Annotated in this window: 14 protein-coding genes; 9 read left to right on the top strand and 5 right to left on the bottom strand. The window is 66.9% G+C overall.

Annotation, left to right across the window (positions count from 1 at the left end; genetic code table 11):
• The first annotated feature begins 27 nt into the window (after positions 1-27).
• Complete coding sequence (gene pyk, locus IY145_RS20810; RefSeq protein ID WP_196409943.1) at positions 28-1,461, top strand: pyruvate kinase; 1,434 nt, start codon at positions 28-30, stop codon at positions 1,459-1,461.
• Positions 1,462-1,504: 43 nt separating this feature from the next.
• On the opposite strand, the gene IY145_RS20805 is transcribed toward pyk, so the two are convergent.
• Together IY145_RS20805 and IY145_RS20800 are read right to left on the bottom strand one after the other, a co-directional pair.
• A complete protein-coding gene (locus tag IY145_RS20805; RefSeq protein ID WP_196409942.1) occupies positions 1,505-1,996 on the bottom strand; it encodes a GNAT family N-acetyltransferase in 492 nt (163 codons plus the stop codon).
• 2 nt (positions 1,997-1,998) lie between these two features.
• Complete coding sequence (locus tag IY145_RS20800) at positions 1,999-2,790, bottom strand: inositol monophosphatase family protein (protein WP_196409941.1); 792 nt, start codon at positions 2,788-2,790, stop codon at positions 1,999-2,001.
• Between the two features lie 213 nt (positions 2,791-3,003).
• On the opposite strand from IY145_RS20800, the gene IY145_RS20795 reads away from it, so the two are divergent.
• Both IY145_RS20795 and IY145_RS20790 read left to right on the top strand, forming a co-directional pair.
• The gene (locus IY145_RS20795) at positions 3,004-3,261 is read left to right on the top strand and encodes a hypothetical protein (RefSeq protein WP_196409940.1); all 258 of its coding nucleotides are present in this window, start codon (positions 3,004-3,006) and stop codon (positions 3,259-3,261) included.
• 348 nt (positions 3,262-3,609) lie between these two features.
• Positions 3,610-4,146 carry a DUF1465 family protein gene (locus IY145_RS20790; RefSeq protein WP_196409939.1) on the top strand — a complete coding sequence of 179 codons (537 nt, stop codon included), beginning with the start codon at positions 3,610-3,612 and terminating at the stop codon, positions 4,144-4,146.
• A 122-nt stretch (positions 4,147-4,268) separates the two neighbouring features.
• Here IY145_RS20790 and rpmE read toward each other — a convergent pair whose 3' ends face one another.
• Together rpmE and cpdR are read right to left on the bottom strand one after the other, a co-directional pair.
• Positions 4,269-4,499, bottom strand: a complete 231-nt coding sequence (rpmE, locus tag IY145_RS20785; protein ID WP_108918516.1) for a 50S ribosomal protein L31 — start codon at positions 4,497-4,499, stop codon at positions 4,269-4,271.
• 125 nt (positions 4,500-4,624) lie between these two features.
• Positions 4,625-4,999 (bottom strand): cell cycle two-component system response regulator CpdR, encoded by a 375-nt coding sequence (gene cpdR / locus IY145_RS20780; protein WP_108918517.1) that lies wholly within the window; start codon positions 4,997-4,999, stop codon positions 4,625-4,627.
• Positions 5,000-5,213: 214 nt separating this feature from the next.
• Here cpdR and IY145_RS20775 point away from each other — a divergent pair, with 214 nt between their 5' ends.
• The 6 genes from IY145_RS20775 to IY145_RS20750 all read left to right on the top strand — a co-directional run bounded on the left by IY145_RS20775 (position 5,214) and on the right by IY145_RS20750 (position 12,315).
• Complete coding sequence (locus IY145_RS20775) at positions 5,214-6,131, top strand: N-formylglutamate amidohydrolase (protein ID WP_196410653.1); 918 nt, start codon at positions 5,214-5,216, stop codon at positions 6,129-6,131.
• Positions 6,132-6,151: 20 nt separating this feature from the next.
• Positions 6,152-6,988, top strand: a complete 837-nt coding sequence (gene hisN, locus IY145_RS20770; RefSeq protein ID WP_196409938.1) for a histidinol-phosphatase — start codon at positions 6,152-6,154, stop codon at positions 6,986-6,988.
• An 80-nt stretch (positions 6,989-7,068) separates the two neighbouring features.
• The gene (locus IY145_RS20765) at positions 7,069-7,434 is read left to right on the top strand and encodes a helix-hairpin-helix domain-containing protein (protein ID WP_196409937.1); all 366 of its coding nucleotides are present in this window, start codon (positions 7,069-7,071) and stop codon (positions 7,432-7,434) included.
• Between the two features lie 27 nt (positions 7,435-7,461).
• Positions 7,462-9,939 carry an ATP-dependent helicase HrpB gene (gene hrpB / locus IY145_RS20760; protein ID WP_210332703.1) on the top strand — a complete coding sequence of 826 codons (2,478 nt, stop codon included), beginning with the start codon at positions 7,462-7,464 and terminating at the stop codon, positions 9,937-9,939.
• Between the two features lie 87 nt (positions 9,940-10,026).
• The gene (locus tag IY145_RS20755; protein ID WP_196409936.1) at positions 10,027-11,421 is read left to right on the top strand and encodes an MmgE/PrpD family protein; all 1,395 of its coding nucleotides are present in this window, start codon (positions 10,027-10,029) and stop codon (positions 11,419-11,421) included.
• A gap of 72 nt (positions 11,422-11,493) precedes the next feature.
• Positions 11,494-12,315 (top strand): phosphosulfolactate synthase, encoded by an 822-nt coding sequence (locus IY145_RS20750; protein ID WP_196409935.1) that lies wholly within the window; start codon positions 11,494-11,496, stop codon positions 12,313-12,315.
• On the opposite strand, the gene IY145_RS20745 is transcribed toward IY145_RS20750, so the two are convergent.
• Positions 12,316-12,702, bottom strand: a complete 387-nt coding sequence (locus IY145_RS20745; RefSeq protein WP_196409934.1) for a GtrA family protein — start codon at positions 12,700-12,702, stop codon at positions 12,316-12,318. It lies immediately after the preceding gene.
• Positions 12,703-12,731: the final 29 nt, after the last annotated feature.

The following is a 12,731-nucleotide window of genomic DNA, read 5'->3' as shown; positions in this document are numbered from 1 at the left end:
TCTGACAAACGAGGATTGGGCGAGAAAATGAGAAGGTTGCGGCGCGTGAAGATCATCGCGACGCTCGGTCCGGCGAGCGTCGAGAAGACCGTCGTGGCCGGCCTGTCGACGGCCGGCGCCGATGTGTTTCGGATCAATATGAGCCACACCGATCATGCCGGGCTCGCCGCCTATGTGCGCATGATCCGCGAGATCGAGGCCGAGACCGGCCGCGCCATCGGCATATTGGTCGATCTGCAGGGGCCCAAGCTCCGCATCGGCGCCTTCGCCGATGGACCAGTGCATTTGCGCAAGGGCGATCATTTCGTGCTCGACGCCGACCCGACGCCGGGCGACGCGGCGCGCGTGCAGCTCCCGCATCCGGAAATTCTTCAGGCGCTGAAAGCCGGCGATTCGATCCTCATCGACGACGGCAAGGTCCGCCTGCATGTCGTCGAGACCTCGGACGATATGGCGCGCGCCGTCGTCGACGTCGGCGGACGCGTCTCCAACCGCAAGGGCGTGAGCCTGCCGGACACCGACATTCCTATCACCTCGATGACGCCGAAGGACCGCGCCGATCTCGACGCCGCTCTGATCGAGGGCGTCGATTGGGTGGCGATCTCCTTCGTGCAACGGGCGGAGGATGTGCTCGAGGTCAAGCAGGTCGTCGGCTCGCGCGCGCTGGTCATGGCCAAGATCGAGAAGCCGCAGGCCATCGCCCGGCTGGACGAGATCATAGAGGTGGCCGACGCGCTGATGGTGGCGCGCGGCGATCTCGGCGTCGAAGTGCCGCTCGAGAAGGTGCCGAGCCTGCAAAAGCGCATCACCCGCGCGGCGCGCCGGCTGGGCAAGCCGGTCGTGGTGGCGACGCAAATGCTCGAATCGATGATTTTGGCTCCGCTGCCGACCCGCGCGGAGGTCTCGGATGTGGCGACGGCCGTCTATGAGGGCGCCGACGCGGTCATGCTCTCGGCCGAGAGCGCCGCGGGCCAATATCCGATCGAGGCCGTGGCCACGATGAGCCGCATCGCCGAGGAGGTCGAGAGCGACGGCGTCTATCGCTCCATCCTCAACGCCCAGCGCAACGCGCCGCCAAATCCCACCGCCGCCGATGCGATAGCGGTCGCCGCGCGCGACGTTGCCGAGACGCTCGACTCCATGGCGATCTGCGCCTGGACCGCTTCCGGCGCGACGGCGCTGCGCATCGCCCGCGAACGGCCGCGCCCGCCGATCCTGGCGCTGACGCCCAATCGCGACACGGCGCGCCGGCTGGCGCTCGTCTGGGGCGTGCATTCGCTCGAGACTCAGGACGCGCGCGACGTCGAGGACATGGTCGATCGCGCCTGCGTCAATTCCCTCGGCGAGGGCTTCGCCTCGCCGGGCGACCGCATCATCATCGTCGCGGGAATGCCCTTCGGCTCGCCGGGCGCGACCAATATGGTCCGGCTCGCGCTGGTCGGGGAAAAAGGCGGAGCCTGAAACGCTTTCCGATCGAGCGGAACCGTTCGATCGATCAGGGCGCTCAGGGACCGGCCTTGGCGGTCGACGACCATTCCATGATCAGCGTCGGCCGTCCCGAAAGGCTCGGCCCGCCTGCGGCGACGCGCACGAAGCCCTCGCGTTCGTAGAATGCGACGGCGCGTGTATTGTCCTGATTGACGTCGAGCCGCAGCCGCGCCGGCGAGAGGCTGCGCGCCGCCTCGATCAGCGCCTCCGCCGCGCCGGAGCCGAAGCGGTCGGGATGCACGCAGAGCTGGTCCAGCCAATGCGTGGCCGGATCGACGGTGACGAAGCCGATGAGCGCGCGGCCGGGGCCCTCGAACAGGAGCAGCGTGCGCGCGCCGCTGCGTTCCAGCTGCACCATATGATTCTGCAGCCAGTCGCGGCGCGCCTCGAAATCGATCTCCGCATAGGTCTGCCGCCAGGCCGCGACCCAGAGGTCGAGAAGCGCCGCCCAGTCCGAATCGCGGCGCGCGACGATGCGCGGGCCGGATATCGGGCCGCGGCCGTCCATGCTCAAGCCTTGCGGACAGTGTCGAGCAAAAGGCGGTGGATCGCCTCATTGCCGGCGCAGATCGCGCCTTTCGGCAGCATGTCGCCGCCGCCTTCGAGATCGGTGACGAAGCCGCCGGCTTCCCGCACCAGCACGATTCCAGCCGCAATGTCCCAAGGCTTGATGCCGCGCTCCCAATAGCCGTCGCAGCGGCCGGCCGCGACGAAGGCGAGATCGAGCGCGGCGGCTCCCATGCGGCGCACATTGCCGGTCTTGGCCATCACGGCGGCGAGCTCGGTCTGGAAGCGGGCGTGGCGGTCCAGCGCGGCGAGGGGAGGGATGCCGCAAGCCACGAGCGAGTCGGTCAGAGATTTGCGCGAGGCGACCCGCATGCGTCGATTGTTGAAATAGGCGCCCTGGCCTTTCTCGGCGACGAACATGTCGTCGGTCGCCGGATTATAGACGACGCCGGCGACGAGCTGGCCTTCGCGCTCGAGCCCGATCGAGACCGCGAAAACCGGAATGCCGTGCAGGAAGTTGGACGTCCCGTCGAGTGGATCGATATGCCAGGTGTGGGTCTTGTCGCTGCCCTCGACCGCGCCGCCTTCCTCCATGAGAAAGCTGTAGCCCGGACGGGCGCGCGACAATTCCTCGAACACGACCTTTTCGGCGCGCCGGTCGGCGGCGGAGACGAAATCGCCGGGGCCCTTCACGGACACCTGTAGATTCTCGACCTCACCGAAGTCGCGCTTCAGGCTGCGCCCCGCTTTGATGGCTGCGGCAGTCATGACGTTCATCAATGCGGATCGGATCATGGAGTCCTGGGAAAATCGCGAGGGGGGAGGTGGGCGAAGGCTTCAAATGACAGGGAGGCGGCGGGCGCGTCAAGCATTCACTGCAGGTCCGTCGACCCTGGCGTTAACCAGGAATAAACCGTGCCGACGACGGCGCGTCGCTGCCTTCACCGTTTCGAAAGCGCCGGCTCGCCAGAGTGAGGCCCTGCGCCCCGCTTCATGGAGAGTTTTCCCGTGCCGATCGATCCTGTGGACATCGTCGAGACGAGCGCCCGCCGGTCCGCCGCCGTCGCCGGCCTCCCCGAGCGAGCCGGTTCGCTCGCGCTGTCCGGCCGACCGGCGCCCTCCGCAGGGCAATTGCTGCGCGTCGGCCTGCTGCTGGCGATCGCCGCTCTCTGCGCGGGCGCGCTGAAGGCGGGCCTCGGACGAACGGTCGCCGGCGCCGATCGCACGGCCTCGCCGCAAACCTCTGGCGGAGCTTTAAGAGCTTGATCTAAAGCACTCGAGAAAAACAATTTTTTGCGAAACCGCCGATCGCCGCCGGGCGATTTGGCGGCATTCTTCGCGTGATGGTTAAGGCAAACAGATAAAACTAGATATTTCATTTGGTTAAAGCAGTCGGCTAATCTTTTTCATCAGCATTGGTCCCCCCGGCGCAGGCGGGCGCTCGACGCCGCGGGAGGGGCCCGGGCGCCGTGACCTCAGGCGCAATACGTACGGAATCAAAGATTAAGGTTAAGCAAAACCTAATAGGGCGCGCCCCGCAAATTTGCGTTACATAAGGACCATCGGAACGGAGCGAAACGATCGCGACGTTCGAGCGTTCGAGAGCGTCGTATCATGGGGCAAGCGTCCGATTCGGTGGAAAGCATTCAGACGCCGGTCTCCTTCGCGGAGAAGCTGGCGGGGTCGGAGGCCTTCGGGGCCATGTTTCGCGAGGGCATGGCGCTTGTCGAGGAGGCGGCCGCCTATCTCGACGGCGCAGGCCGCGACGACGCCAAGGCGCTGCCGCGCCCGGAAGCGCTCGCCTATGCGGCCGAGAGCATGCGGCTGACGACCCGACTGATGCAGATCGCATCCTGGCTGCTGTTGCAGCGGGCGGTCAATCAGGGGGAAATCACAAGGGTGCAGGCCGCGAGCGACAAGCACAAGGTGCGGCTGTCGCAGCAGGAGCTCGCGTCCAATCCAGACGTCTTCGCGCATCTCCCGCAGAAGCTGCGCGATCTCGCCATTCACTCGCTGCGCCTGCAGGCGCGCGTGATCCATCTCGATCAGCTGATCTATGGAACGGAGAGGGGCTACCCTTCCGCGCAATCGGAGAGCCCCGTCGAGGCGCAGCTGCAGCGACTGCGCAACGCTTTCGCTCCAGGCCTCTAACGCTTACGCTCCCGGCCTCTGAGGAAAAAGCGCCCGAGTGAAATGCCGGGCATCGAGCCCAAATGAAAAAAGCCGCGCTTCCGAGCGCGGCTTTTTTTCGGCGTCGGTATGTCCGAGCGCGCTTACTTCTTGCCGAAGGACATATTGCCGAAGCGCGAGTTGAAGCGCGACAGGCGACCGCCACGGTCGAGCAGCTGCGCCGAGCCGCCGGTCCAGGCCGGATGCGTCTTGGGGTCGATGTCGAGATTGAGCGTGTCGCCCTCGGAGCCCCAGGTCGAGCGGGTGAAATACTCCGATCCGTCGGTCATCACGACCCTGATCGTGTGATAGTCGGGATGGATTTCTTTCTTCATCGTCTTTCCTCGAACTGAGAGCCGCGCCGACGCCGGCGTTTGGCGGCGCTCATAGCGCATGGCGCGCAAAGGAGCAAGGTCGCGCGCGCGTCGCAGCGTCGCGCCGGGCGCCATTCGCGGCGCGATCAGGCGGCGAGCAGCCGCTGCACCTCATTGACGAGATCCTTGAGGTGGAAGGGCTTCGAGAGGATTTTCGCCTGCCGCGGCGCCTGATTGTCCGGATTGAGGGCGACCGCCGCAAAGCCGGTGATGAACATCACTTTTATGTCCGGGTCGAGCTCCGTGGCCCGGCGCGCGAGCTCTATGCCGTCCATCTCCGGCATGACGATGTCGGTGAGCAGGAGCTCGAACGGCTCCACGCGGAGCTGATCATAGGCGGAGAGGCCGTTGTCGAATGATGTGACGGAGAATCCGGCCGTCTGCAGCGCGCGCACCAGAAAGCGGCGCATGTCGGTGTCGTCTTCCGCCAGCAGGATTTTCGCGGCAATCTTGTCGGTCATATCGCTCCTCGCATGTTCTATGACATAAGGGCGCAGTTTGGTAAAAATCGGGTGAAAATAAGGACCCGCTCACGCCGGCCCGTGAAATTCCGGCCCTTGTTTCGCATGAACGGAAATTTTCGGGAATATGCGCGCCGAAGAGACTATGCTGCTTGTCCGCGATATTCTCTCGAGGGGGCGACATGAGCGTGAGATCGATGAGGTCCGGACGATGATGGACGACGAGCGGGCCGAGGGCCCGAGGCCTGCCGATCCCGAGCTCCATGTTCCGTTCGAGCTGGTCGAGCCCGCCGAGCTCTCCTCGCCGCTCGTGTTCTCGTCGCCTCATTCGGGGGACATTTATCCGGCGAGCTTCCTCGCCAGCTCGCGTCTCGATATTTCGAGCCTGCGCCGGTCCGAGGACGCGCATGTGCATGATCTTTTCGCTCTCGCGCCGGCGTTCGGCGCGCCGCTGCTCAAGGCGCATTTTCCCCGCGCCTTTCTGGATTTGAATCGCGAGCCCTATGAGCTCGACCCGCGCATGTTCGAGGATGCGCTGCCCGAATTCGCCAACACCCGCTCGCTGCGCGTGGCGGCCGGCCTCGGAACCATTCCCCGCGTCGTCGCCGACGCGCGCGAGATTTATTCCGGCCGGCTGCGCGTCGCCGAGGCGCTGCATCGCATCGACAGCCTGCACAAGCCCTATCACGCCGCCCTGCGCGGGCTGATGGAGCGAGCGCGTCGCCGCTTCGGCGTGGCGCTGCTCGTCGACTGCCACTCCATGCCGTCCAATGTCGCTAAGGAGAGCTCCTCCGGGCGCGAGAAGCGCAAGCCGGATTTCGTGCTCGGCGACCGTTTCGGCGCGAGCTGCTCGGCCGATGTCGTCGACGCCATAGAGACGCGGCTGCGGCAATGGGGCTATCATGTGCAGCGCAATCGACCCTATGCGGGCGGCTATATCACCGAGCATTACGGCAAGCCCGGCGCCGGCTGGCATGCGGTGCAGATCGAAATCTCGCGCAATCTCTATATGAACGAGGCCGATCTGCGCCGTGGCGTCGACTTCGAATTGCTGGCCTCCCGGCTCGGCGAGATCGTGCGGCTGCTGACGCAGGCCATGGGGCCACGCGAACAACGCGCCGCCGCCGAATAATATCAGCGCCCGGAGAGGCAATGACCGCCGTCGATTTCGAAAAATTCGTCGAACGCCTCGCCGACGCCTCAGGCGAGGCGATTCTGCCCTTCTTCCGCACCAGCCTCACCGCGGAGGACAAGGCCCCGGGCGGCGCCTTCGATCCCGTGACCGAGGCCGACCGCGCCGCTGAGACCGCCATGCGGCGGCTCATCGAGCGCACTTTTCCCGATCACGGGATCATCGGCGAGGAATTCGGCAATGTCCGCGCGGACGCCGAATATGTCTGGGTGCTCGATCCCATCGACGGCACCAAGAGCTTTATTTGCGGACTGCCGCTATGGGGCACGCTCATCGGCCTCCAGCATCGCGGCCGGCCCTGCTACGGGCTGATGCACCAGCCCTTCACGCGCGAGCGCTTCTCCGGCGATGGCGAGGCCGCCTATTGGCGCGGGCCCGCCCGCCACCATCACCCCGAATCGGGATGGAAAGCGCCGCCGCCGCCGGCCGAGGATCGCCGCAAGCTGCAGACGCGCCCCTGCGCCTCTCTCGCCGAGGCGACCTTGATGACGACCTCGCCGCGACTCATCGACGAGCGGCGGCGCGACGATTTCTTCCGCGTGGAGGCGCAGACGCGGCTCTCGCGCTATGGCGGCGACTGCTACGCCTATTGCGCGCTCGCCGCCGGCCATGTCGATCTCGTGATCGAGACCAATCTCAATCCGTATGACATTGTCGCGCTGATCCCGATCGTGGAAGGCGCGGGCGGGATCGTCACCACCTGGGACGGCGGCCCGGCGGCGCTGGGCGGCGCGATCATCGCCGCCGGCGACAAGCGCGTGCATGAGGCGGCGATGCGGGAGCTGGCCGCGGGATGACCGCATCCTCCACCGCTTGACCCCGCTTTCGCGAGACGCCACCCTCCGCGCGCCGTTCCCTCGAGACGAGAGGTCTCGCCATGCGACATATTTTGCGCCTTTGCCTTTTTGCCGTCCTTTCGACCTTCGCCGTCAGCGCGCTGGCTCAGGCGCCGCAGCCGGCGGCGCCGACCGCCAAGCCGGCCAAGAGCGCGCCCGCCAAGCCAGTCGCGCCGGCGCCGGAGCCCGCCAAGGAGCCGGCCGCCACCAAGCCGGCCGAGCTGCTCGACATAAATTCGGCGACGAAAGAAGAGCTGGACGCGCTCCCCGGCATAGGCGAGGCGCGTTCCGTGGCGATCATCAAGGGGAGGCCCTATAAGGGCAAGGACGAGCTCTATCAGAAGAACATCCTACCCAAAGGCGTCTATGAGAAGATCAAGGACAAGATCATCGCCAAGCAGAAGTGAGCGCGCGCGTCATGCGCGGCGCCGTCCTTGATCGCATTCTCGGATAGGCTGCCGATCGACGAGGTTCTGCCGCGCGTGACCGCGGCGCTCGGTGCGGCGGGCAATCTCGTCGTCGTGGCGCCGCCCGGCGCCGGCAAGACGACGCGCATTCCGCTCGCTCTGCTCGGCGCCGATTGGGCGAAGGGCGGCAATATCATCCTGCTCGAGCCGCGCCGCCTCGCCGCGCGCGCCGCCGCCGCGCGCATGGCCGCGACATTGCGCGAATCCGTCGGCGAGACGATCGGACTGCGCATGCGGCTCGAATCCAAAGTGTCCGCCCGGACGCGCGTCGAAGTCGTCACCGAGGGCGTATTCGCGCGCATGATCCTCGACGATCCCATGTTGGAGGGGATCGCCGCTGTTCTCTTCGATGAATTCCACGAGCGCTCGCTCGACGCCGATGTCGGGCTCGCTCTGGCGCTCGATGCGCAGGCGGGACTGCGCGACGATCTGCGCATCATCGCAATGTCGGCGACGCTCGACGGCGCGCGCGTCGCCGGCCTCATGCGCGGCGCGGAAATCGTCGAGAGCGAGGGCCGCGCCTTTCCGGTGGAGACGCGCTATCTCGGCCGCGATTCCAACGAGCGCCTGGAGGAGGCTGTCGCCCGCGCCGTCTCCCGCGCGCTGGCGGAGGAGGGCGGCTCGCTGCTGGTCTTCTTGCCGGGGCAGGGCGAGATACAGCGCGTCGCCAATCTGCTCGCCGAGCGGCGCCTGCCCGCCAATGTCGATATAGCGCCGCTGTTCGGCGCGATGGACCGCAAGGAGCAGGATCTCGCCGTCGCGCCGGCCGCGCCGGGACGGCGCAAGGTCACGCTCGCCACTTCGATCGCCGAGACGTCGCTGACGATCGAAGGCGTGCGCGTCGTCATCGATTGCGGCCTCTCGCGCGTCGCGCGTTTCGAGCCCGATCTCGGCCTCACGCGGCTCGAGACGGTGCGCGCCGCGCGGGCCAGCGTCGATCAGCGTCGGGGCAGGGCGGGGCGCACCGAGCCGGGCGTCTGCTACCGCCTATGGGACGAGGCCGCGACCGCCTCGCTTCCCGCCTTCGCGGCGCCGGAAATTCTCGCCGCGGATCTTTCCGGCCTCGCGCTCGATCTGCGCTCCTGGGGGCTCGACGACCCGAACAAGCTCGCCTGGCTCGATCCGCCGCCGGCTCCGGCCTGGAAGGAGGCGGTCGCTCTGCTGCGCGAGCTGGGCGCGCTGGACGAGACGGGCGCGCTCACTGCCACGGGCCGCGCGATCCGCGCTCTGCCACTCGCGCCGCGCCTCGCCCGCATGATCCTCGAGGCGGCGCGCCATGGCGAAGCGGAGCGCGCCGCCGATCTCGCTCTGCTGCTCTCTGAGCGCGGTCTCGGGGGAACGTCCTGCGATCTCTCCGAGCGCCTCGATCGGTTCCGCTCCGACAATTCGCGACGTGCTCGCGACGCGCAGCGGCTCGCGAGCGGCTGGGCGAGGCAGGCAAAATCCGCCGTCGCGCGCGAGGCGGAGGCCGATCTCTCCGATGGCGCGGTGGTCGCCATGGCCTATCCCGATCGCATCGCCAAGGCGCGCGGCGCGGGCGGCGAGTTTCTGATGGCCAATGGCCGCGCCGCCGCCGTGCAGCCGCACGACCGTCTCGCCAATGCGTCTTTTCTGGCGGTCGCCGAGATCACCGGCCGCGCCGCGCAGGCGCGCATTCTCGCGGCCTGCGCGCTCTCGGCCGAAGAGGTGGAGCGCATCGGCGCCGATCGCATCGAGACGCGCGACGAAACGATCTTCGACGCGCAGAGCGCGAGCCTGCGGCGTCGGCGCTTCCGCAGGCTCGGCGCGATCCGCCTCGCCGAGCAGAATCTCTCCGTCGAGGCGCGCGAGGATAACGCCGCCATTCTCGCCCGTGGAGCCGCCGGTCTTGGAATCTCCCGTTTGCCCTGGAGCAAGGCGCAGGCGCAGCTGCGGGACCGCATCGACTTCCTGCGCCGCGCGGAGAACGACGAGTCCTGGCCGGATGTGAGCGATGAAGGATTGGCGAAAAGCGTCGAGGATTGGCTCGCGCCTTTCATCCTCGGCCGCGCAAGTCTCGCCGCCATCACGGCGGAGGATCTCGACGCCGCGCTCGCGGCCTTGCTTCCCTATGAGCTGACGCGACGGCTCGACCATGAGGCGCCGGCCTTTTTCGAGACGCCCGTCGGTTCGCGACACGCGCTCGACTACTCGGCCGCCAATGGCCCGTTGCTGTCGGTGCGCGTGCAGGAGCTGTTCGGCCTTCAGGCGCATCCGACGCTCGCCAAGGGCCGCGTTCCCTTGACGCTGGAGCTTTTGTCCCCGGCGCATCGGCCCATTCAGACGACTCGCGATCTTCCGGGCTTCTGGGCCGGCTCCTGGGCCGAGGTGAAGCGCGAGATGAAGGGCCGCTATCCGCGCCATCCCTGGCCCGACGATCCCGCCGGCGCGGCGCCGACGACGCGGGCGAAGCCGCGGGGAACGTAAGACTTCGTGTCGTTCCAGTCTTCGCTCCGAAGGCTTGATTGCGTGCGTCTCCGCGACAGATAGAGCCGCTTGCAAGGAATCTCGCCAATGACCGAGGTTCAGACGCTCGCGGAATTCGTCGGACGAGCGCGGCTCGAGGAGATGAGCGACGCCGCGCTCGGCCAACTGAAAATCCGCGTTCTCGACACGATCGGCGTCGCCATAGGGGCGCTCGACGCTCAGCCCGTCGCGGCGATCCGCGAGCTGACGCGCGAGCTCGGCGGCGCGCCGCTTTCGACGCTCATCGGCGGCGGCAAGACGGCGCCGGATCGCGCCGCCTTCTACAATGGCGCGCTCTCCCGCTATCTCGATTTCATGGACAGCTATCTCGCCCCCGGCGAGACCTGCCATCCTTCCGATAATCTCGGCGCCGTTCTCGCCGCCGCAGAATCCCGCAACGCCAGCGGCGCGGAATTTTTGACGGCGCTCGCTGTCGCCTATCAGGTGCATACGCGGCTCAGCGACGTCGCGCCGGTGCGCGCCAAGGGTTTCGATCATACGGTGCAGGGCGCCTATGCGGCGGCCGCCGGCGTCGCCAAAGCGCTGCGTCTCTCGCGCGAGAAGATCGCCAACGCCATCGCCATCAGCGGAACTGCCAATAATGCGTTGCGCGTGACGCGCACCGGCGCGCTCTCGCATTGGAAGGGGCTCGCTTATCCCAATACCGCAATGGCGGCGACGCATGCGGCGTTGCTGGCGGCGTATGGGATCACCGGGCCGGGGGAAGTCTTCGAAGGCAATAAGGGCTTCAAGGAAACGATCGCCGGCGCGTTCGAGATCGACTGGCTGCGCGAGGATTTGGAGAGCGTCACGCGCACCATCGTGAAGAAGCACAATGCGGAGATTCATTCGCAATCGGCGCTCGACGCGGCGCTCGATATTCGCGCGCGGCCGGGCTTTTCGGCGGCGGCGGTGCGCGAGGCGCGGCTCGAGACTTTTTCTGTCGCCTTTCAGATCATCGGCGGCGGCGAGGAGGGCGACAAGCGCCTGGTGCGCAACAAGGAGGAGGCCGACCATAGCCTTCCCTACATGCTCGCCGTCGCGCTCCTCGACGGCGAGGTGCAGCCGGAGCAATATGCGCCGCAGCGCATAGTCGCCGAGGACGTGCAGACGCTGCTGCGCAAGGTGAGCGTCGCGCCTTCGGCCGAGCTCTCGGCGCTGTTTCCGAAATGGCTGCCGGCGCGGCTCGCGATCGAGCTCGAGGACGGGCGTCTGCTCGCCTGCTCGCGCGACGATTATCACGGCTTCTACACCGATCCTTTCGATTGGGCGGCGGCGCGGCGCAAATTCGATCGCGTCTCATGCGCGAAGACGAGCGCGGCCGAGCGCGACGCCATCGCCGATGTGGTCGAGACGCTGGAGCGTCGGCAGGTCGCGGAGCTGACGGCGCTGCTCGGGCGGATCGGCGCTTCGTCGGAGAGGGAGCGACGAATGCGAGCCTGAAGGCTCACGGTCCAGAGACCGTATTGGACCGCGAACCTTCAGGCTCGCACTCGAGCACGCTAGGTGAACGCCATGGCCGAGACCACATTCTCCTTCATTCCGCGCGCCGCGCGCACGGCGAAGCCGCGCCAGCGTGGGCTCACGGAAATCCGCGGGCCCTATTACAGCGCCTATGGGCGGCGCCATATTTCGGACCTCTTCGAGACGATGGGCGCCTGGATCGACGGCGTGAAATATGCCGGCGGCTCCTTTGCGCTGATGCCGCCCGAGGCGGTGAAGACATTCAACAAGACCGTCCATGACCATGGCGCCTATATCTCGACCGGCGGCTGGATCGAGAATGTGCTGCGCTTCGGGCCCGACGCCGCCACCCGCTATATCGAGGAAGCGAAATCGCTCGGCTTCGATGTGGTCGAGATTTCGGCGGGCTTCGTCAGCCTGCCGATCGAGAGCATGTTGCGGCTGGTGCGCATGGTGAAGAAAGCGGGGCTGAAGGCCAAGCCGGAAGTCGGCATTCAATTCGGCGCGGGCGGCGACACTTCGGCGGCGGAATTGGAGGCCGAGGGAACGCGCGACGTCTCCTGGCTCATCGCGCAGGCCGAGCGCGCGCTCGACGCCGGCGCCGACATCATCATGATCGAGAGCGAAGGGATCACCGAGAATGTGACGCGCTGGCGCACCGATGTCGCGGCGCGCATCATCGACAAGCTCGGACTCGAGAAAGTGATGTTCGAGGCCGCCGATCCGCCGGTCTTCGAATGGTACGTGAAGAATTACGGCAATGAGGTCAATCTCTTCGTCGACCACTCGCAAATCGTGCAATTGGAGGCGTTGCGCCAGGGCATATGGGGCACGAAAAGCACTTGGGGCCGCATTCAGAATATCGGCGCGTGATCAGGCCGGCCCGGCGCGGAAGGTCCATAGGCGATTGCCCAGATAGGACCAGAAGAAGACGATTCCCGTGGTGACGATCTGCGCCGGCACATAGGGCGCGCCCATGCGGTCGACGAAGAGGCCCATGAAGCCATAGGTGAGGCAGAAGCCGACCAAGGCGACGAGGGCGAAACGCCATGTCGTCTCCTCATGCGGCCGGTCGCTCGCGAATGTATGCCGGCGATTGAGGTAATAGGAGACGACCCCGCCGGAGAGATAGCCGGCGAGCGCGCCCGGCACGGGCGCCCAGGCGGCGAGCTCGACGAGGCCGACGAGCACGGCGTAGTGGAGGCTCGTCGCGACGACGCCCACCAGAGCGAAGACGGAGAGCTGGCGGGGGAGCGGCATGCCGAGACAATCGCATGTTTCCCGCTCCC

Origin of the sequence: Methylosinus sp. H3A (assembly GCF_015709455.1) — a bacterium.
GTDB lineage: Bacteria > Pseudomonadota > Alphaproteobacteria > Rhizobiales > Beijerinckiaceae > Methylosinus.
The sequence above is the reverse complement of the archived record's forward strand: the minus strand, read 5'-3'. Positions and strand labels throughout refer to the sequence as shown.

Excerpts from the sequence above, each read along its gene's own strand:
- IY145_RS20745 (WP_196409934.1), bottom strand. The coding sequence starts at position 12,702 with ATGCCGCTCCCCCGCCAGCTCTCCGTCTTCGCTCTGGTGGGCGTCGTC.
- IY145_RS20750 (WP_196409935.1), top strand. The coding sequence starts at position 11,494 with ATGGCCGAGACCACATTCTCCTTCATTCCGCGCGCCGCGCGCACGGCG.
- IY145_RS20765 (WP_196409937.1), top strand. The coding sequence starts at position 7,069 with ATGCGACATATTTTGCGCCTTTGCCTTTTTGCCGTCCTTTCGACCTTC.
- cpdR (WP_108918517.1), bottom strand. The coding sequence starts at position 4,999 with ATGACCGACAAGATTGCCGCGAAAATCCTGCTGGCGGAAGACGACACC.
- hisN (WP_196409938.1), top strand. The coding sequence starts at position 6,152 with ATGACCGCCGTCGATTTCGAAAAATTCGTCGAACGCCTCGCCGACGCC.
- pyk (WP_196409943.1), top strand. The coding sequence starts at position 28 with ATGAGAAGGTTGCGGCGCGTGAAGATCATCGCGACGCTCGGTCCGGCG.
- IY145_RS20775 (WP_196410653.1), top strand. The coding sequence starts at position 5,214 with ATGGACGACGAGCGGGCCGAGGGCCCGAGGCCTGCCGATCCCGAGCTC.
- rpmE (WP_108918516.1), bottom strand. The coding sequence starts at position 4,499 with ATGAAGAAAGAAATCCATCCCGACTATCACACGATCAGGGTCGTGATG.
- IY145_RS20755 (WP_196409936.1), top strand. The coding sequence starts at position 10,027 with ATGACCGAGGTTCAGACGCTCGCGGAATTCGTCGGACGAGCGCGGCTC.
- IY145_RS20790 (WP_196409939.1), top strand. The coding sequence starts at position 3,610 with ATGGGGCAAGCGTCCGATTCGGTGGAAAGCATTCAGACGCCGGTCTCC.
- IY145_RS20800 (WP_196409941.1), bottom strand. The coding sequence starts at position 2,790 with ATGATCCGATCCGCATTGATGAACGTCATGACTGCCGCAGCCATCAAA.
- IY145_RS20805 (WP_196409942.1), bottom strand. The coding sequence starts at position 1,996 with ATGGACGGCCGCGGCCCGATATCCGGCCCGCGCATCGTCGCGCGCCGC.